The organism is Streptomyces sp. MAI_2237 (assembly GCF_054189285.1).
Genome location: NZ_JAJPGQ010000003.1, coordinates 1,423,704 through 1,441,184, shown reverse-complemented (window position 1 = coordinate 1,441,184; position 17,481 = coordinate 1,423,704). Strand labels below are relative to the sequence as shown.

The 17,481-nt window shown below is 70.1% G+C and carries 18 protein-coding genes and 1 tRNA gene; 8 read left to right on the top strand and 11 right to left on the bottom strand.

Going from position 1 to position 17,481, the window contains the following annotated elements; translation table 11 throughout:
- Window positions 1-53 precede the first annotated feature (53 nt).
- The 6 genes from LN251_RS17025 (at window position 54) to LN251_RS17000 (ending at window position 5,603) form a co-directional block, all read left to right on the top strand.
- Window positions 54-362: a hypothetical protein gene (locus LN251_RS17025; RefSeq protein ID WP_458245169.1), complete on the top strand. Its 309-nt coding sequence runs from the start codon at window positions 54-56 to the stop codon at window positions 360-362.
- Window positions 363-450: 88 nt separating this feature from the next.
- Window positions 451-1,185 (top strand): DNA methylase, encoded by a 735-nt coding sequence (locus LN251_RS17020; RefSeq protein ID WP_458245168.1) that lies wholly within the window; start codon window positions 451-453, stop codon window positions 1,183-1,185.
- Window positions 1,182-2,009 (top strand): bifunctional DNA primase/polymerase, encoded by an 828-nt coding sequence (locus LN251_RS17015; RefSeq protein WP_458245167.1) that lies wholly within the window; start codon window positions 1,182-1,184, stop codon window positions 2,007-2,009. The genes LN251_RS17020 and LN251_RS17015 overlap by 4 nt, the downstream gene beginning before the upstream one ends.
- A gap of 2 nt (window positions 2,010-2,011) precedes the next feature.
- A complete protein-coding gene (locus LN251_RS17010; RefSeq protein ID WP_458246736.1) occupies window positions 2,012-3,490 on the top strand; it encodes an ATP-binding protein in 1,479 nt (492 codons plus the stop codon).
- Between the two features lie 451 nt (window positions 3,491-3,941).
- Window positions 3,942-4,130 (top strand): helix-turn-helix transcriptional regulator, encoded by a 189-nt coding sequence (locus tag LN251_RS17005; RefSeq protein ID WP_458245166.1) that lies wholly within the window; start codon window positions 3,942-3,944, stop codon window positions 4,128-4,130.
- Window positions 4,131-4,190: 60 nt separating this feature from the next.
- Complete coding sequence (locus tag LN251_RS17000; protein ID WP_458245165.1) at window positions 4,191-5,603, top strand: tyrosine-type recombinase/integrase; 1,413 nt, start codon at window positions 4,191-4,193, stop codon at window positions 5,601-5,603.
- A 134-nt stretch (window positions 5,604-5,737) separates the two neighbouring features.
- Here the strand turns inward: LN251_RS17000 and LN251_RS16995 are convergent.
- Window positions 5,738-5,819 (bottom strand) — tRNA-Tyr (locus LN251_RS16995).
- A gap of 225 nt (window positions 5,820-6,044) precedes the next feature.
- On the opposite strand from LN251_RS16995, the gene LN251_RS16990 reads away from it, so the two are divergent.
- The gene (locus LN251_RS16990) at window positions 6,045-6,533 is read left to right on the top strand and encodes a YajQ family cyclic di-GMP-binding protein (protein WP_458245164.1); all 489 of its coding nucleotides are present in this window, start codon (window positions 6,045-6,047) and stop codon (window positions 6,531-6,533) included.
- A gap of 138 nt (window positions 6,534-6,671) precedes the next feature.
- Here LN251_RS16990 and LN251_RS16985 read toward each other — a convergent pair whose 3' ends face one another.
- Window positions 6,672-6,938 (bottom strand): GlsB/YeaQ/YmgE family stress response membrane protein, encoded by a 267-nt coding sequence (locus LN251_RS16985; protein WP_058923828.1) that lies wholly within the window; start codon window positions 6,936-6,938, stop codon window positions 6,672-6,674.
- Between the two features lie 214 nt (window positions 6,939-7,152).
- Here LN251_RS16985 and LN251_RS16980 point away from each other — a divergent pair, with 214 nt between their 5' ends.
- A complete protein-coding gene (locus LN251_RS16980; RefSeq protein WP_458245163.1) occupies window positions 7,153-8,415 on the top strand; it encodes an APC family permease in 1,263 nt (420 codons plus the stop codon).
- 111 nt (window positions 8,416-8,526) lie between these two features.
- On the opposite strand, the gene LN251_RS16975 is transcribed toward LN251_RS16980, so the two are convergent.
- The 9 genes from LN251_RS16975 to LN251_RS16935 form a co-directional block, all read right to left on the bottom strand.
- Complete coding sequence (locus LN251_RS16975) at window positions 8,527-9,084, bottom strand: SMI1/KNR4 family protein (protein WP_458245162.1); 558 nt, start codon at window positions 9,082-9,084, stop codon at window positions 8,527-8,529.
- Between the two features lie 176 nt (window positions 9,085-9,260).
- Window positions 9,261-9,653 carry a YccF domain-containing protein gene (locus tag LN251_RS16970; protein WP_458245161.1) on the bottom strand — a complete coding sequence of 131 codons (393 nt, stop codon included), beginning with the start codon at window positions 9,651-9,653 and terminating at the stop codon, window positions 9,261-9,263.
- On the bottom strand, window positions 9,650-10,513 hold the full coding sequence (gene htpX / locus LN251_RS16965; RefSeq protein ID WP_458245160.1) for a zinc metalloprotease HtpX: 864 nt from the start codon (window positions 10,511-10,513) through the stop codon (window positions 9,650-9,652). The genes LN251_RS16970 and htpX overlap by 4 nt, the downstream gene beginning before the upstream one ends.
- A gap of 195 nt (window positions 10,514-10,708) precedes the next feature.
- Window positions 10,709-12,229 (bottom strand): NADH-quinone oxidoreductase subunit N, encoded by a 1,521-nt coding sequence (locus tag LN251_RS16960; RefSeq protein WP_458245159.1) that lies wholly within the window; start codon window positions 12,227-12,229, stop codon window positions 10,709-10,711.
- Window positions 12,226-13,800, bottom strand: coding sequence for an NADH-quinone oxidoreductase subunit M (locus LN251_RS16955; RefSeq protein ID WP_458245158.1), 1,575 nt, complete (start codon window positions 13,798-13,800; stop codon window positions 12,226-12,228). The genes LN251_RS16960 and LN251_RS16955 overlap by 4 nt, the downstream gene beginning before the upstream one ends.
- A gap of 6 nt (window positions 13,801-13,806) precedes the next feature.
- Window positions 13,807-15,801: an NADH-quinone oxidoreductase subunit 5 family protein gene (locus tag LN251_RS16950; RefSeq protein WP_458245157.1), complete on the bottom strand. Its 1,995-nt coding sequence runs from the start codon at window positions 15,799-15,801 to the stop codon at window positions 13,807-13,809.
- Complete coding sequence (gene nuoK, locus LN251_RS16945; RefSeq protein WP_272175244.1) at window positions 15,798-16,196, bottom strand: NADH-quinone oxidoreductase subunit NuoK; 399 nt, start codon at window positions 16,194-16,196, stop codon at window positions 15,798-15,800. The genes LN251_RS16950 and nuoK overlap by 4 nt, the downstream gene beginning before the upstream one ends.
- On the bottom strand, window positions 16,196-16,888 hold the full coding sequence (locus LN251_RS16940) for an NADH-quinone oxidoreductase subunit J family protein (protein WP_458246735.1): 693 nt from the start codon (window positions 16,886-16,888) through the stop codon (window positions 16,196-16,198). The genes nuoK and LN251_RS16940 overlap by 1 nt, the downstream gene beginning before the upstream one ends.
- Window positions 16,889-16,920: 32 nt before the next feature.
- On the bottom strand, window positions 16,921-17,481 hold the full coding sequence (locus LN251_RS16935; RefSeq protein WP_058923837.1) for a NuoI/complex I 23 kDa subunit family protein: 561 nt from the start codon (window positions 17,479-17,481) through the stop codon (window positions 16,921-16,923).

Genomic DNA, 17,481 nt, shown 5'->3' with positions numbered 1-17,481 from the left:
GGCCCGCGCCACCAGTCGGCGCGGGCCCGCGGCACACCCCGAGGGAGCCAGAAATGAGCCAGCACACCCCGTCCGGCCAGATGGCCCCGCACATCCCCGCCGACGCCTACCACCTCGCACAGGCGACCGGACAGCCGGTCGTGTTCGTCATCCAGGACAACACCACCCCGGCCGCGTTCCCCTGGTCTCGGCTGCTGCTGCCGTTCGCCATCGCCGGCGCCGCCGCCCTCGGCACGTGGGGCGTGGTCGCCGCCCTGTGCTGGCTGATGGACGTCGCCTCCCACACCGCGACCGTCATCGCCGGCGCCGCCGGACCGGTCGGCGCCGGCGGCATCACGATCAAGCTCTTTTCGAAGAAGTAGCTACGCCAAGGGCGGCCCCTCCCTCTCGCCAAAGAAGCGGGGCCGCCCTTGCCAGCCAGTCACCATCAAGGAACTGGAGACCTCCAGCATGACCCAACCCACCGACATCCCGCGAGCACTCGCCCTGCGGGAACCCCTCTGGGTGTTGGACGGATGCTGCTGCATCGGCGGCGCCACCGAAGGCCTGCGCCGTGCGTTCGGCCCGAACGTCCACATCACCGGCGTCGACATCGAAGCCCAACCCGACTATCGGGGCGACGCGTTCCACCAGGGCGACGTGGTCGCCTTCATCCGCGACTGTGGCCGCGAGTTCGACTTCATCCACGTCTCGCCGCCCTGCCAGGGAGAGGGCGCCCCCACCAAGGGCACCAATAGGGCCCGCAATGAGGCGATCGGCCGCACCTACCCCCGGCTCATCCGGCCCGTACGGGCCGCGCTGGACGCGACGGGCCGGCCGTACGTGATGGAGAACGTGGCCGGCTCCGAGGTCCGCAAGGACATCCGCCTGTGCGGGGAACAGTTCGGCCTCGGAGTGCTGATGCACCGCTACTTCGAACTCGGCAACTGGACCACAGCGCAACCGGTCCACCCGCGCCACCGCGGGCGGGTGCGCGGTTGGCGCCACGGCGAATACCACGAGGGGCCCTACGTCGCCGCGTACGGCAAGGGCGGCGGGAAGGCCACCGTGGAGGAGATCCGGGCCGCGAAGGGCATCGACTGGTCCACCGACCACGTCCGCCTGAGGGAAGCTCTCCCACCTGCCTACATGGAGTGGATCGGCCGCGCCTTCCTCGCCTCCAGGATGCTGGAGGTGGCGGCGTGAGCAACCACCTGCGCACCGCCCTCCAGCTCGCGGCCGAGGGGCTGCCCGTCCTGCCGCTGCGCAAGGGCAAGGTGCCCTTCGCCAACTGCCCCGCATGCCTGTACACCGCGTGCGGCGGGCGCCCGCACATGAAGACCCCCGGCCCCTGCACCTGCCCGCACCCGTGCCACGGCTGGGCCGCCGCCACCACCGACACCAGCGTCATCAGCTCGCCGGCGTGGGCGACCGCATGGCAGGGCGCCGCAGCCATCGCCTACCACCCCGGTGGCGCCGGTCTGACGGTCGTGGACTGCGACAACGCCGACGCGATCGCGTGGGCCCGCGCCACCCTGCCCGCCACGCGGACCGTGCCCACCACCCGCGGCGAGCACTGGCTCTACCTCGGGACGATGCCATCAGCCAACGGCGTGCGGCCCGGGGTAGACATCAAGTCCACGATGGCCTACGCCCGCTGGCTCGGGCCCGGCACCGGCACCCTGGTCGCGCTGCCCGACGTCGTGCGCACGCTCACCGCAGCCAAGCCCACAGCCCCCGTACCCGTCAGGGTTCCCGCGCCGGTCGGGGGCGGGGAATGCCGCCACCGCACCCCCGCCTACCTCGAACGCGGGATCACCATGGCCGTCCAGCGCATCACCGAAACCTCCAGCGGCGTGCACACGGCCGTGTACCGGACGTTCCTGGCCGTGCTCTCGACGCACGGCCGGTGCGGCTGCCTCACCGAGGATCACATCGCCCGCCTGTTCACCGCCGCTCAGGCCAAGGGCGAGACGCCGCGGCACTGCACCGAGGCGTGGACCAACGCACGCACCACGTTGGGACTGTGACCATGCCCGAGGACGACGACAAGAACCCGGCGCGGAAGGTCATCGCGGACTACGCCCAAGAGCGCTTCCGCTACTTCCGCACCGCCGACGGCACCGTCTATGCCCAACGCAAAGGCCACCCCGTGGCCCGCCCGATCCGCTCCCAGGGCACCACCGGAAGCCACCGCCAAGAACTCATGGTCGGCCTGTTCAAGGACGGACTCGGCACGTTCAACGGCACCGCGATGAAGGAGGCACTCGACTTGATCGAAGCACTCGCCCTCACCGAGCAGGTCCAGCCCGTCCACATCCGCGTCGCCCCCGGCCTGGACGGGGCCACCTGGCTGGACCTGGGCCGCACCGACGGCCAATCCGTCCGCATCCACCCCACCGGCTGGGACATCGCCGTCCCCGACCCGGCAGAGGTGTGCTGGCGGCGCACCCAGCTCACCGGCGAACTGCCCCTGCCCGCCAAGGACACCAACGGCAAGGGCATCGACCTGCTCTTTCGGCTGTGCAACTTCGCGAACGCCGAGACCGAGTGTCTGGCCATGGCCTGGCTCATCGGCTGCCTGGAACCCTCCGTGCCCGTCCCCGCCCCCTTCCTCACCGGCCCCCAGGGCGCGGGCAAATCCACCGGTGGGCGGATGCTGATCCGGCTCATTGAGGGCATGACTGGGGACCTGCGCCGGGCTCCGAAGGACGAGGACAACCTGATCGCGGCCGTCGCGGCGGGATGGGTCACCGCGCTGGACAACCTCTCCCACATGACCCCGGACCTGTCCGATGCGATGTGCTGCATCGTCACCGGAGCCGAGAGTGTCAAGCGGGCGCTGTTCACCGATGGGGACGTCTTCCGCGCCCGCTACCGCCGCCCCCTGCTCCTGACCGGCATCGACGTCGGCGTCATCCGCCCCGACCTCGCCGAGCGACTGCTGCCGCTGCGGCTGGAGCGGCCGAAGGTGCGGCGCACCGAAGCGGAGCTGTGGGCGGAGTACGCCGAAGCCCTGCCCGTCATGCTCGGCTCCCTGCTGGATTTGACCGTCAAGGTCCGCGCCGCCACCGCGGAGACGCCCACCGACCTGCGGATGGCGGACTTCGCCCACCTGTGCGCACAGCTCGACGAAGCCATGGGCCTCGGGGCGCTCGCGGCCTACCGGGCCGGGCTGGACGACCTCAACGACGACGTCATCGAGGGCGACCTGCTCGCGCAGACCGTGCTGCAGTACGCGGCCGGCATGAAACCGGGGGCGCAGGAGCGGATGACATCCGCGGAGTGGCTGCACCTCCTCACCCGGCTCTACAGCGGCGAAGACTGCCGCCCGCTGCCCAAGGGATGGCCCACCACCGGCAAGGTCCTCTCCGACCGGCTCAAACGCCTTCAACCCACCCTCGCCGCCCGCGGCCTGATCGTCGACTGGGGACGCACCCGCGAAGCCCGCTACATCGAACTCACCGAACCCGCGCCGGCACCCGGGCCGCAACAATCGACCGCGTTCTGAACGCTGGGGTCACCGCACAACAGCAAGAAGAGCACCCTGGTCGACGCGGCGATAGGTGCTCCTCTTGCTCTTCGGTGCGCAGCACCGCCCCAAGGACGTGCCGCGCAGCGGCTCCTTCTTCGCGCCTGAAGCCGCGCACGACAACAGACACCACCCCCTCTCTTTTCCTAAGTAGAGGAACGCTGCGTCACCTGCGTCACACGCGACGGAAAACGGCCCCTGACCAGCCGGAAGAACGTGACGCAGAGCCGATCCGGCTGCGTCATCCTGCGTCACCTGCGTCACGCCCCCCGTGACGCAGGTGACGCGGCAGTGACGCATCCCCGCCGTGCTGTGTCACGGATTTCCGCAGGTCAGAAGCCTGAATGACGCAGGTGACGCTGTGACGCAGAAATCCGAACCTCGGACAGGTACAAGCCCCGCCATGACCAGAGCCTCGAAGGAGTCGACTGTGGCACGCCCTCAGATGCTCAAACTCCCCGAAGTCCTCGCAGAGATCAAGATGAGCCGCGCCGCCTTCTACCGCATGCGCGCCCGCGGCCAAGCGCCCCGAATCCGCAAACTCCCCAACGGCCAGGTCCGCGTCAGCCGCGCCGACCTCGACGCCTGGTGGGAGAGCTGCGAGGAAACCGCCGTCTGACGACTTTGGTCGTTCGAGCCCGCCCCACCTGGGGCGGGCTCTTTCATCCACCGGAGAGCCATGCCCCTTACGTACGACGTTCGCATCTACAGCATCGAGACTCGCCGTGATCGCCCGAAGCCCTACCGGGTTCGCTGGCTTGTCGGAACTCAGAAGCACTCCAAGAGCTACACAGTCAAAGCTCAGGCTGACGGTCGCCGTTCCGAGTTGATGACCGCCCTGCGAAAGGGCGAACAGTTTGATGTGGAGACGGGGCTCCCCGCCTCCGAACTGCGGGCCCTGAATGGCTCCGTGACGTGGTACGAGCACACCCGCGCGTACGTGGAACGCAGATGGGACCGGCTCCCCGCCAAGTCACGTCGCAATGATGCCGATGCTCTGGCGACCATCACGCCCGCCCTCGTAAAGACCACCACCGGGCAGCCGTCACCCCGTGTACTACGCAAGGCGCTGTACGGCTGGGCCTACAACAAGAGCCGTTGGGCCCAGGATCAACCCGATGACGTGGTTAGCGCGTTGCACTGGCTGGAGAAGAATTCCCTCCCTGTCTCAGACCTCGAAGATCCTGCCACGCTCCGTTTGGCGCTTGACGCTGTATCGACACTGCTCGACGGCTCCCCCGCGGCCGGGCGAACGGCTCGGCGCAAGCGGGCCTGCCTCAGCGACGTTCTGGGTCTCGCCGTCGAGCGTCGATACTTCAGTTTCCCCGTGAACCCGCTGGCGACAGTGAAGTGGTCAGCTCCGAAGTCCGCCGAAGAGGTGGATCCGGCGAGCGTCGCCAATCCCCGTCAGGTCCGTGCCCTCCTCGAAGGCGTGCGGGGCCAGGGCGACCGCGGGGCCCACCTCGAAGCCTTCTTCGGGTGCCTGTACTACGCGGCCATGCGGCCCGCTGAAGCCGTAGGCCTAACGGCAGCCCAATGCCATTTGCCCGAGAGCGGGTGGGGAAAGCTCACTCTTCGAGGCGGCATCGTCCATGCCGGCCGCGACTGGACCGACGACGGCCGAGCCCACCAGGATCGCCACCTGAAAGCACGGGCAGCGCGAGATTCACGTGTGGTGCCCGTGCCTCCGCACTTCGTTGCGATGCTCCGCCGACACATCGTCCGCTACGGCACCGCACCCGACGGTCGTCTGTTCCGTACGAGCAGGGGTGGTGTGATTCAGGACACTGGCTACGGCGAGGTCTGGGCTGGCGCGCGCATAGCAGTGCTGACCGCGGACGAGGAGGCGTCACCCCTCGCTCGCAGACCGTACGACCTCCGATGCGCCGGCGTCTCCTTCTGGCTCTTCAGCGGAGTCGACCCCATGGAGGTTGCGCGCCGAGCCGGACACTCGGTGGCCGTCCTCCTGCGCGTCTACGCGAAGGTGTTGGCGCAAGCACAGGAACGCGCGAACCGTCAGATCGAGGCTGGCCTGCGGGAATGGGACGGGGACGGCCGTCCCCCCGGGGGACACCTGGGGGACACGCGCTGATCAGGCTTGGGAATCACCTGAGACAGCGCGAGACAAACGGCCCTTTTCGGGCCTCGTGCGACCAATGCTGTTCGAATAAGCAGAGACCCCCTCCGCGCCGCGTTTCCGCAGTTCGGAGGGGGTCTCTCTCAGCGTGGCGGCGCCAGGATTCGAACCTGGGAAGGCTGAGCCGGCAGATTTACAGTCTGCTCCCTTTGGCCGCTCGGGCACACCGCCGGGGTTGCTGCCGTTCGAACCGCTTTTCGGCGGTGCTCTCTGGCAACGACGTAAACAATACCCGATGCCGAGGGGTGCTTCGCCACCCGATTGATCTGCGCTCACGGGAGCCCGGGTGGCTAGGCTTGTCCGGATGCGGCCCGTGCACCGAGCCGGGCTCGGCGGCCACCCCCACGCCCGCCGAACCGCACCCCACACGCACCCCGATACAAGGAGCCACAGGACATGGCCGACTCCAGTTTCGACATCGTCTCGAAGGTCGAGCGGCAGGAGGTCGACAACGCCCTCAACCAGGCCGCCAAGGAGATCTCGCAGCGCTACGACTTCAAGGGCGTGGGAGCCTCGATCTCGTGGTCCGGTGACAAGATCCTGATGGAGGCGAACTCCGAGGACCGCGTCAAGGCCGTCCTCGACGTCTTCCAGTCCAAGTTGATCAAGCGGGGCATCTCGCTGAAGTCCCTGGACGCGGGTGAGCCCCAGCTCTCGGGCAAGGAGTACAAGATCTTCGCGACCATCGAGGAGGGCATCTCCCAGGAGAACGCCAAGAAGGTGGCGAAGATCATCCGGGACGAGGGTCCCAAGGGGATCAAGGCTCAGGTGCAGGGCGACGAGCTGCGCGTCAGCTCCAAGAGCCGTGACGACCTGCAGACCGTGATCGCCCTGCTGAAGGGCAAGGACTTCGACTTCGCGATCCAGTTCGTGAACTACCGGTGAGCCGGACGACGGCGGTTGCCGCGACGAGCTGCTGAGGCACGGCGCACGGGAAAGGGTGGACACCTCTCGGTGCCCACCCTTTCTCGCCTGCTGGCCGCGGTCCAAGGGTGCCCAGCCGTGCCGGGCGGTGCTGCTGGGTCAGTCGCGGGAGTTGCCGAACAGGATGCGGTAGGCGATCAGGAGGACCAGCGAACCGCCGATCGCCGCTGCCCAGGTCGCGCCGTCGTAGAAGTGCTTCGTGATCGGGTGATCCAGGAAGCGGGAGGAGATCCAGCCGCCGATGAACGCGCCCGCGATGCCGATGAGCGTCGTGCCGATGAAGCCGCCCGGGTCGCGGCCCGGCAGCAGGAACTTGGCGATGGCTCCGGCCAACAGCCCCAGGATGATCCAGCTGATGATCGTCATGCCGTGAACCTGCCCTCCCGCTCTGTGCATCCACTGTCCGAACGGTGAGATTTCGGTGCGGACAGCCTGTGCGTCGTGTGCCACGCGTCCACCGCGTGTGCCGCCTGTCGGTCGGCTCGCACGTTTCGGTCTCGGCGCGCTTGTTCGTGCTGCGTTGCTGGGGAGGACGCCTGGGCGGTGCTCCCCGGTTGCAGCGATCAGTAGGGTGCGAGCCATGACACGGTCCGACTCCGCCTCCGAACTGCGCCGCACCCTGGGCGTGGGCGACGCCGTGGTCATCGGGCTCGGCTCGATGATCGGGGCGGGGATCTTCGCCGCACTGGGGCCCGCGGCGCGGGCGGCCGGCTCCGGGCTGCTGCTCGGCCTGGCGGTCGCCGCCGTGGTCGCCTACTGCAACGCCACGTCGTCGGCGCGCCTGGCCGCCCTGTATCCGGCTTCGGGCGGCACCTACGTGTACGGGCGCGAGCGGCTCGGCGCGTTCTGGGGTTATCTCGCGGGCTGGTCGTTCGTGGTCGGCAAAACGGCCTCCTGTGCGGCGATGGCGCTCACCGTGGGCGCCTACGTCTGGCCGGGGCAGGCCCATGCCGTGGCAGTCGCGGCCGTGGTGGCGCTGACCGCCGTGAACTACGGCGGCATCCAGAAGTCCGCCTGGCTGACCCGGGTGATCGTGGCGGTGGTGCTGGCCGTCCTCGCTTCCGTCGTGGTCGTGTGTCTGGGGTCGGGCGCGTCCGAGGCCGGGCGCCTGGACATCGGGGCCTCCGAGGGTGCGGGAGGCGCGCTGCAGGCGGCCGGCCTGCTCTTCTTCGCCTTCGCCGGGTACGCCCGCATCGCGACCCTGGGCGAAGAGGTACGGGACCCCGCGCGCACCATCCCCCGGGCGATCCCACTGGCGCTGGGCATCGCGCTCGCCGTGTACGTGTGCGTGGCGGTGGCCGTCCTCTCGGTGCTGGGGGCCGACGGTCTCGGGAGCGCGGCCGCTCCGCTCGCCGACGCGGTGCGGGCGGCCGGCGTGGCGTGGCTGGTACCGGTCGTGCGGGTCGGGGCCGCGGTGGCCGCGCTGGGTTCGCTGCTCGCCCTGATCCTGGGCGTCTCGCGGACGACGCTGGCCATGGCCCGTGACCGGCATCTGCCCGGCGCGCTGTCGGCCGTGCATCCGCGTTTCCAGGTGCCGCACAGGGCCGAGCTGGCCGTGGGTACGGTTGTCGCCATCCTCGCCGCCACGGTGGACGTGCGGGGCGCGATCGGCTTCTCCTCCTTCGGTGTACTCGCCTACTACGCCGTGGCCAACGCCTCGGCCTGGACGCTGAGTCCCGCCCCGGCGGCCCGGCTGCTGCCGGCTCTTGGACTGGTCGGGTGCGTGGTGCTGGCGTTCTCGCTGCCGGGGACTTCGGTGGTCGTGGGTGCGGGGGTGCTGGCGGTGGGTGTGGTGGCGTACGGCGTGCGGCGGTGGGTGGACGGGCGACGGCAGCGCGCGTAGGCCGGAATAGCGAGTGCTACAAGTGCAGAGCGCGGGCAGCGGGGCCGCGGCGGTCTCGGATGAGCTCCGCCCAGGGTGAGGTGGGCAAGGGCGCGGTGGGCTTCAGCCGAGCTATGTCGGCATCGTGCGTATGCGGAAGTCGGGCCACGGGGCCATCTGGAAGTCCTCTGCCATCTCGTCCCACCAGCCGGTGCCCTCGACCCACGAACACAGCCAGTCGGCGAGGGTGGGCGCGTCCACGAACCAGGCGTGGTCGGGGTCGCCCGGGTTGGGCTCGAAGAGCAGGACCGCCGCTTCCGGGGAACGGCAGTCCACGCAGGCGTACATGGCACAGCCCCAGTGGGATATCGGCAGGACGCCCTCCGGCCAGGGCCAGTCCGGGTCCTTGCGGCCGCTCTCGCGGTTGGCCAGGTACTGCGTGACCGCGGCCGGCTCGCCCGCGGGCGAGCTGTCCAGGAGGGGCAGCAGGCCGTACTCGGGGCCGAATCCGCCGTCCCCTATCCGCAGGTACAGGTCGGCGAGCAGGGGCGGCAGGGAGAAGCCCAGAGTGGCCTCGGCCCGGGTCAGGGTGTCCGCGGCGACGGGCGCGGGAAGGGAAGCCCAGCCGTAGGAGCGGGTGTTGCGTGCCTTGGCGGCCACCCGTGCCAGCAACTGCTCGTTCTCGGTCATGGGTTCATGATGCAAGGCGGCACTGACAACCGCGCGGGCCTGTGGACAACCGCCGGGTTGTGGACAACTCCGGGCCGGAGGAGGCCGGAGGAGACATGCCAGACTCCGGACCGGCGGATGCGCCGCGAGGCCGACTGCTTGCCTGCGGACCCGGTGGGACTGTGTGCGCGGCCGGGTCAGCGTGCCGCGAACGGCTCGTCCGTCCGCACGATTTCGCGGCCGAGCGGCAGCAGCGAGACCGGGATCAGCTTGAAGTTGGCGACACCGAACGGGATCCCGATGATCGTGAGGCACATGGCGATGCCGGTGACGATGTGCGTCAGCGCCAGCCACCAGCCGGCCAGGACCAGCCACAGGACGTTGCCGACGCACGAGGGCGCACCGGCGTCGCGGCGCTCGACCGTCGTGTACCCGAAGGGCCACAGGGCGTAGACGCCGATGCGGAACGCGGCGATGCCGAACGGGATTCCGATGATCGTGATGCACAGCAGGACTCCGGCGGCCAGGTATCCGAGGAACAGCCAGAAGCCGCTGAGGACGAGCCAGATGACGTTCAGGATGGTTTTCACTGGGGTCGACCTGCCATCTTCTCGAGCCGGGCGATGCGCTCCGCCATCGGCGGATGCGTCGAGAACATCTTTGACAGTCCCTGACCGGGACGGAAGGGGTTCGCGATCATCATGTGGCTCGCCGTCTCGATGCGCGGCTCGGGCGGCAGCGGCAGCTGCTGGGTTCCCGTCTCCAGCTTGCGCAGGGCGCCGGCCAGGGCGATCGGGTCTCCGGTCAGCTGGGCGCCGGACGCGTCGGCCTCGTACTCCCTCGAGCGGCTGATGGCCAGTTGGATGAGGGAGGCCGCGAGCGGACCCAGGATCATGATGAACAGCATGCCGATGAGGCCGGGGCCGTCATCGTCGTCGGAGCGGCCGATCGGGATGAGCCAGGCGAAGTTGACCAGGAACATGATCACCGAGGCGAGGGCGCCGGCGACCGACGAGATGAGGATGTCGCGGTTGTAGACGTGACTGAGTTCGTGACCGATGACGCCACGCAGTTCGCGCTCGTCGAGGAGGCGCAGGATGCCTTCCGTGCAGCACACCGCGGCGTTGCGCGGATTGCGGCCCGTCGCGAAGGCGTTCGGCGCCTCTGTCGGCGAGATGTACAGGCGGGGCATGGGCTGGCGGGCCTGGGTGGAGAGCTCGCGGACCATGCGGTAGAGGGCGGGGGCCTCGAACTCGCTCACCGGACGCGCGCGCATCGCGCGTAGCGCCAGTTTGTCGCTGTTCCAGTACGCGTAAGCGTTGGTCCCCAGGGCGACGAGAACCGCGACGACGAGCCCCATACGGCCGAAGAAACTGCCGATGACGATGATGAGGGCGGACAGTCCTCCGAGGAGTACTGCGGTCCTTAGCCCGTTGTGCCGGCGGTGCACGGTACGCCCTCCAAGTGATGCAGCAGGGGAACCCTTTGCTTGCGGATCTTGCTTGCTGTCTCGGTGCCGCTGGTGCCGTGGTGTCACGTCCAGTGGACCCTCCTGTCCTGGTCAACGCCAGGCGAGGGTCACTAGTTCCCTTGTGCGTACGGCGGCATGCCTGGGCCGTACGGGTGAGCGGCTCGGGGTGGGCGCTCAGAAAAGGCCGGTGTCGGCGAACCGCAGGACCAGCTGGGGAGCCCCGGAGAGGGCGATGCCGAGGACCCCGGTGAGGGCGATCGCCGCGGTGAGGGGCGCCGGGAGGCGGTGCTGGACGGGTTCGCCCTCCGGGGCCCGGAACAGCAGCGCTGTCCACTGGAGGTAGTAGAAGAGCGCGATCACGACGTTGGCTGCCATGATCACGGCCAGCCAGCCGAGTCCCGCGTCGACGGCCGCCGAGAACACGGTGACCTTGGCGAACAGGCCGATGATGCCGGGCGGCAGTCCGGCCAGGCAGAGTAGGAAGAAGGCCAGGAGCAGGGCGGCGAGCGGGTTCCTGGCGTACAGGCCGCGGTAGTCGGTGAGGCGGTTGGCGGTCTTCGTACGGCCCACCAGTGCGGCGACGGCGAAGGCGCCGAGATTCACGGCCGCGTACATGAGGGCGTAGGCGACGGTGGAGCCGACGGAGCGCTGCGGGTGGCCGGAGTAGGCGGCCGCGGCGATCGGTACGAGGATGTAGCCCGCCTGGCCGACAGAGGACCAGGCGAGGAGGCGTACCGCGCTGTACGCGCGCGTGGCCTGCTGGCGCAGGGCGCCGACGTTGCCGACGGTCATGGTGAGCGCGGCCAGGGCGGCGAGGGCGGGCCCCCAGACGTCGGCGTACGACGGGAAGGCGACGACGGTGACGAGGATGAGACCGGTGAAGCCGACCGCCTTGCCGACGACCGACAGGTAGGCGGCGATCGGCAGGGGCGCGCCTACGTAGGTGTCGGGAACCCAGAAGTGGAAGGGCACGGCCGCCGTCTTGAAGGCGAACCCGACGAGGGTGAGGACGACTCCGGTCTGGGCGAGGGTGTGGAGTTGGCCGTCGACGTGCTGGATGCGGTCGGCGACCTGGGTGAGGTAGAGGGTGCCGGTCGAGGCGTACACGAAGCTGATGCCCATGAGGCTGACGGCGGTCGCGGTGACCGACGACAGGAAGAACTTCAGCGCCGCCTCGGAGGACTTCCGGTCGCCGTGCCGGATGCCGACGAGCGCGAAGGCGGGCAGGGAGGCGACCTCCAGGGCGACGATCAGGGTCGCGAGGTCGCGGGAGGCGGGCAGGAGGGCGGCACCGGCGGCGGAGGACAGCAGCAGGAACCAGTACTCGCCTTCGGGGAGTTGCCGGTCGGCGTCCTTGAGGGTCGTCACCGACAGCAGGGCCGCGAGGAGCGCGCCGCCGAGGACCAGGAACTGGATGACGACGGTGAACTCGTCCGCGGTGTAGCTGCACGCGTGCGTGCCGTTGACGCAGAAGGTGCTGCGGTCGTCGCCGAGGAGGGGCAGCAGCATGAGCGCGGAGGCGGCGAGGCCGGCGACCGAGACCCAGCCCAGGAGCGGCTTCCTGGTCTCGCCGACGAACAGGTCGGCGACGAGGACGACGAGACCGACGACGGCCGTGAGGGTGGGTGGCGCGATGGCGAGCCAGTCCAAGGACTGGACGAGGTTCTCGGCCAGCGGCTGGGCCACGGAGCTCATCGGGTGCCTCCTGCGAGGAGCTGCTGCACGGCCGGGTCGGTCAGGCCGAGGAGTGCCTTGGGCCACAGCCCGGCGATGACGGTGAGGGCGACGAGGGGCGTCCAGGCCGCGAACTCGTACGAGCGGACGTCGGCCAGCTGCGGGGCTTCCTGCGGTACGACGCCCATGCACACGCGCCGGACGACGACGAGCATGTAGGCGGCGGTGAGGAGGGTGCCGAAGGCCGCGATGGACATGAAGGTGAGGAAGGCGGGGCGGCTGAGTTCGGCGGCGGGCTTGAACGCGCCGAACAGGGCGAGCATTTCGCCCCAGAAACCGGCCAGGCCCGGCAGGCCCAGGGAGGCGACGGCGCCGAAGGCGAGCAGACCGCCGAGGCGCGGGGCCTTGCCGTACAGCGCGGCGCCGGACTCCTCGGCGAGTGCGTCCAGGTCGGTGGTTCCCGTGCGGTCCTTGAGGGCGCCGACCAGGAAGAAGAGCAGGCCGGTGATGAGGCCGTGGGCGATGTTGGCGAACAGGGCGCCGTTGACGCCGGTCGGGGTCATGGTGGCGATGCCCAGCAGGACGAAGCCCATGTGGCCGACGGAGGAGTAGGCGATGAGCCGCTTGAGGTCGCCCTTGGCGCCCTGCTTGGCGAGGGCGAGGCAGGCGAGGGACCCGTAGATGATGCCGACGACCGCGAAGGCGGCGAGGTAGGGCGCGAAGGTGCGGAAGCCGTCGGGTGCGACGGGCAGCAGGATGCGGACGAACCCGTACGTACCCATCTTCAGCAGGACACCGGCGAGGAGCACCGAGCCGACGGTCGGGGCGGAGGTGTGGGCGTCGGGCAGCCAGCTGTGCAGCGGCCACATCGGCGTCTTGACCGCGAGCCCGATCCCGATCGCGAGAACGGCGATGACCTGCACGGATGTGGTCAGAGACCGGCCGTTGTCAGTGGCGAGTGCCACCATGTCGAAGGTGCCGGCCTTGATCCCGATCAGGAGCAGGCCGAGCAGCATGACGACCGAACCGAGCAGGGTGTAGAGGATGAACCGCCAGGCGGCCCGGGTCCGGCCCTCGCCGCCCCAGCGGGCGATGAGGAAGTACATCGGGATGAGCACCGTCTCGAAAGCGAGGAAGAACAGCAGCAGGTCGAGGACGGCGAAGGTCGCGAGGGTGCCGGACTCGAGGACGAGCAGCAGTGCGACGAAGGCCTTCGGGGTCGGGCCCGCGGGCATCTTGAAGTACGAGTAGAGCGCGCAGAGGAACGTCAGCAGCGCGGTCAGGACCAGAAGGGGGAGGGAGATGCCGTCGATGCCGAGGTGGATCCGCACGTCGAGTGCGGGGATCCAGCTGATGTCGGTCGTGGCCTGCATCCTCGACGGGTGGGCGTGGTCGAAGCCGAGCGCGAGGGCGATCGCCGCGATGAGCACCACACCGGTGACGGTCACGCCGTGGCGCAGCACCGCCTGCTCGGGGGACTTTCCCTTCAGCCCGGGCGGGGCCGGCAGGAGGGCGGCGACCGCGCCGAGGAGCGGTACGACGACGACGAACGCAAGAAGGAACTGCATCACGGACTCGCTGATATCGATCACGCCTGCTCACGCTCCCGTGGCGACGAGGAGGGCGGCGACCGCCAGGACGACGGTGCCGGCGAGCAGCGCGCTCACATAGGTCTGCACATTGCCCGTCTGGGCCCGCCGTACGGCGGCACCCAGCAGCCCGGGCAGGCCTCCCGCACCGCGCACATAGGTCTCGACGACCTCGCGGTCCAGGAAACGGACGAGGCTCGCGCCGGCCTGGACCGGGCGGACGAACAGGGCTGCGTACACGGCGTCGAGGTGGAAGCCGACGGCCGCGTGCCGGTGCAGCGGACCGAGCAGCAGCCGCCCGGGGTCGGCGGGGTCGGGCGCGGAGGCCACTCCCCCGTACGCGGGCGCGTGGCTGGCGATGGCCTCGGCCTCGACCTGTCCGGCGTCGCCCTCGGGGTGGGCCGCGACCGCGCCGAGCGGGACGCGGGCCGCGAGGGCGGTGGTGTGGCGCCAGGCCGCGTAGGTGACGATGCCGCCGATCAGGGCGACGCCCGTGCCGACGACGGAGGTGGTCAGGGCCGGAGTGAGGTCGCGGCCGTCGAACCAGTCCGGCAGTGACCGGTAGGCGAAGGCGCCGAGCGCGAGGGACGGGACGGCGAGCACCCACAGCACCACGGTCATGGTGAGGGGCTGCCTGCCGTGGTCGGGGGCTTCGGCGCCGCGGCCGTTGAAGGCCAGCAGCCACAGGCGTGTCGCGTAGGCGGCGGTGAGCAGGGCCGCGAGCAGCCCGGCGACGAGGATGATCCAGCCCGAGACACCGGGCGCGCGCTCGGTGTGACCGGTGGCGACGTGTTCGGCGGCGCCCAGGACGGACTCCTTGGAGAAGAAGCCGCTGAAGGGCGGGATCGCGGCGAGCGCGAGGAGCGCCACGGTCATCGTCCAGAAGGCGTCGGGGACGCGGTCGCGCAGCCCGTGCAGGCGGGACATGGCGGCCAGCGAGTTGGTGCCGGCGGCGTGGATGATCACGCCGGCCGCGAGGAAGAGCAGCGCCTTGAAGGCGCCGTGCGTGAGGAGGTGGAAGACGGCGGCCGAGCGGTCGCCGACGGCGAGGGCGCCGGTCATGTAGCCGAGTTGGCCGATCGTCGAGTACGCGAGGACGCGTTTGATGTCGTCCTGGGCGAGCGCGGCGAGGCCCGAGCCGACCATCGTGACGGCGGCCATGACGGCGAGGACGACCATGGCGGCCTGGGATGCCTCGAACACCGGCAGGAGGCGGGCGATGAAGTAGACACCGGCGGCGACCATCGTCGCGGCGTGGATCAGGGCGGAGACGGGCGTCGGGCCGGCCATCGCGTCGGGGAGCCAGGTGTGCAGCGGGAACTGCGCCGACTTGCCCGCGACACCGGCCAGAAGCAGAAGGGCGATCACTGTCGGGTGGTCGAGGCCCCCGTGGGCGACGGTGCCGAGGATGGTGGTGATGCGGAAGGAGCCGGCCTGCGTGGCGAGGGCGAACAGCCCGATCAGGAAGGGCACGTCGCCGAGCTTGGTGACCAGGAACGCCTTGATGGAGGCAGCGCGGGCTTCCGGGGTCTCCCAGTAGTGGCCGACCAGGAAGTAGGAGCAGATGCCCATGACCTCCCAGCCGACCAGCAGCACGATCAGGTCGCCGGAGTAGACGACGAGCAGCATCGCGGAGGTGAACAGGGAGACGAGCGCGGCGTAGGAGGGGTAGCGCGGGTCGTCGCGCAGGTAGCCCGTCGAGTAGATCTGCACGCAGGACGCGACGACGGCGACCAGGATCGCGACGAGGGCGGCGAAGCCGTCGATGTGCAGGGCGAGTTCGATGGGGACCGAGCCGGTGGGCGTCAGTTCGGTGTGCGCGTTCACGGCCTGCCCGCCGCCCTGGCGCACGGCGACCAGCACCGCCAGCACCAGGGAGGCGAGGGCCGGCAGGACGGCGAGGGGACGCACGAAGCCGGGGGCCGTGCGGCCCAGCAGCAGGCCCGCGACCGCTCCGAGGAACGGCAGGAGCGGGACGAGGACGGCGAGGGTGGTGGTCGTCACGCGGTGGCCTCGGCCTTCCCGGCCCCGTCGGCCGGCCCGGCCGTGAGGGCGTCGCTGTCGGGGCCGACCGTCTCGTGGCCCTCGGCGGTGTCGCGGAGCTTGTCGATGTCGGAGGTGCCGCGGTTGCGGTGGACGGCGAGGACGATCGCCAGGCCGATGCCGATCTCGGCGGCGGCGATGGCGATGGTGAACAGGGTCAGGGCCTGACCGGAGTGCAGGGTCTCCCGGGCGGCCTTGCTGAGCCATACGTCGAAGGCGACCAGGTTCAGGTTGACGGCGTTGAGCATCAGCTCGACCGACATCAGGACGAGGATCGCGTTGCGGCGGGCGAGGACTCCGTACAGGCCCGTGCAGAAGAGGAGGGCGGCCAGGACCGCGGGATAGGCGAGATGCATCAGCGGGCGCCTTCCTGGTCGGCCGGGTGAGTCCCCGCGACCGGCTTCGCCGCCTGGTTCCGCGCCGTTCCCCCGATCGGGTGATTCCGGGAATCCGGGACAGATGGGGAACCACCGGTCGCCGCCCGGGAGTTCACAGGGGGAAGGCTCGACTCGGCCTTCGCCTTCCGGGACAGGACGATCGCGCCGACCAGAGCGGCGAGGAGGAGGACGGAGAGGGCCTCGAAGGGGAGGACCCAGTTCTGGAAGAGGCTCGCTCCGGTGACGGCGGTGGATCCGGCGGCCGGCCCGTCCAGATCGACCCAGGTGGTTCGGAAGGCGTCGACGACGACCCAGACCAGGGCGGCCGCGGCGGCGACGGCGACGGCGAGGGCGGCCCAGCGATTGCCGGAGTCGGCGTCCGGGGAGCGCCCGATGGGGGCCCTGGTGAGCATCAGACCGAAGAGAAGGAGGACCACGACGGAACCGACGTAGATGAGGACCTGCACCCAGGCGATGAACTCGGCGGTGAGCAGGAGGTACTCGACGGCGAGGCCGCCGAGGGCGACCACCAGCCACAGGGCGGCGTGCACCAGCTGCCGGGTGGTGACGGTGACCAGCGCGGCGCCGAAGGTGGCCAGGCCGACGAGGACGAACGCGATCTCGACGCCGGTCGGGGAAAGAAAGCCGTGCTGCGCGGCGGCGAGCGTCACAGCGGCCGGGTGGGCGATGTCGGCCGGGTGGGTCACGGCTGTCCTCCCTGCGGCTCGGTCGGCTCCGTCCGCGCCGCCGCGAGCTTCTCGGCGGACTTGCGGGCGGCGGCGATCTCCTTCGGTTCCTCCGCGCCCGGGTCGAGGGCGGGCGGGGCCGGCACCGTCCACATCCATTCGCGGAGCTTGTCGCGCTCGTGGGTGAGTTCGCGGATGTCGGTCTCGGCGTACTCGAACTCCGGGGACCAGAACAGGGCGTCGAAAGGACAGACCTCAATGCAGATACCGCAGTACATGCACAGGGAGAAGTCGATGGCGAAGCGGTCGAGGACGTTGCGGCTGCGCTCACGCCCGCCGGGGGTGGCCGCCGGGACCGTCTCCTTGTGGGAGTCGATGTAGATGCACCAGTCCGGGCACTCCCGGGCGCACAGCATGCAGACCGTGCAGTTCTCCTCGAACAGGCCGATGACGCCGCGGGTGCGGGGCGGGAGGTCGGGCTGGGTGTCCGGGTACTGCTCGGTGACCGACTTCTTCGTCATCGTGCGGAGGGTGACGGCCAGGCCCTTGGCCAGGCCTGAGCCGGGGATCGGGGACAT

Coding starts and splice junctions, on each gene's coding strand:
- LN251_RS17025 (WP_458245169.1), top strand. CDS start 54: ATGAGCCAGCACACCCCGTCCGGCCAGATGGCCCCGCACATCCCCGCC.
- LN251_RS17020 (WP_458245168.1), top strand. CDS start 451: ATGACCCAACCCACCGACATCCCGCGAGCACTCGCCCTGCGGGAACCC.
- LN251_RS17010 (WP_458246736.1), top strand. CDS start 2,012: ATGCCCGAGGACGACGACAAGAACCCGGCGCGGAAGGTCATCGCGGAC.
- LN251_RS17000 (WP_458245165.1), top strand. CDS start 4,191: ATGCCCCTTACGTACGACGTTCGCATCTACAGCATCGAGACTCGCCGT.
- LN251_RS16990 (WP_458245164.1), top strand. CDS start 6,045: ATGGCCGACTCCAGTTTCGACATCGTCTCGAAGGTCGAGCGGCAGGAG.
- LN251_RS16985 (WP_058923828.1), bottom strand. CDS start 6,938: ATGACGATCATCAGCTGGATCATCCTGGGGCTGTTGGCCGGAGCCATC.
- LN251_RS16980 (WP_458245163.1), top strand. CDS start 7,153: ATGACACGGTCCGACTCCGCCTCCGAACTGCGCCGCACCCTGGGCGTG.
- LN251_RS16975 (WP_458245162.1), bottom strand. CDS start 9,084: ATGACCGAGAACGAGCAGTTGCTGGCACGGGTGGCCGCCAAGGCACGC.
- LN251_RS16960 (WP_458245159.1), bottom strand. CDS start 12,229: ATGAGCTCCGTGGCCCAGCCGCTGGCCGAGAACCTCGTCCAGTCCTTG.
- nuoK (WP_272175244.1), bottom strand. CDS start 16,196: ATGCATCTCGCCTATCCCGCGGTCCTGGCCGCCCTCCTCTTCTGCACG.
- LN251_RS16935 (WP_058923837.1), bottom strand. CDS start 17,481: ATGTCCCCGATCCCCGGCTCAGGCCTGGCCAAGGGCCTGGCCGTCACC.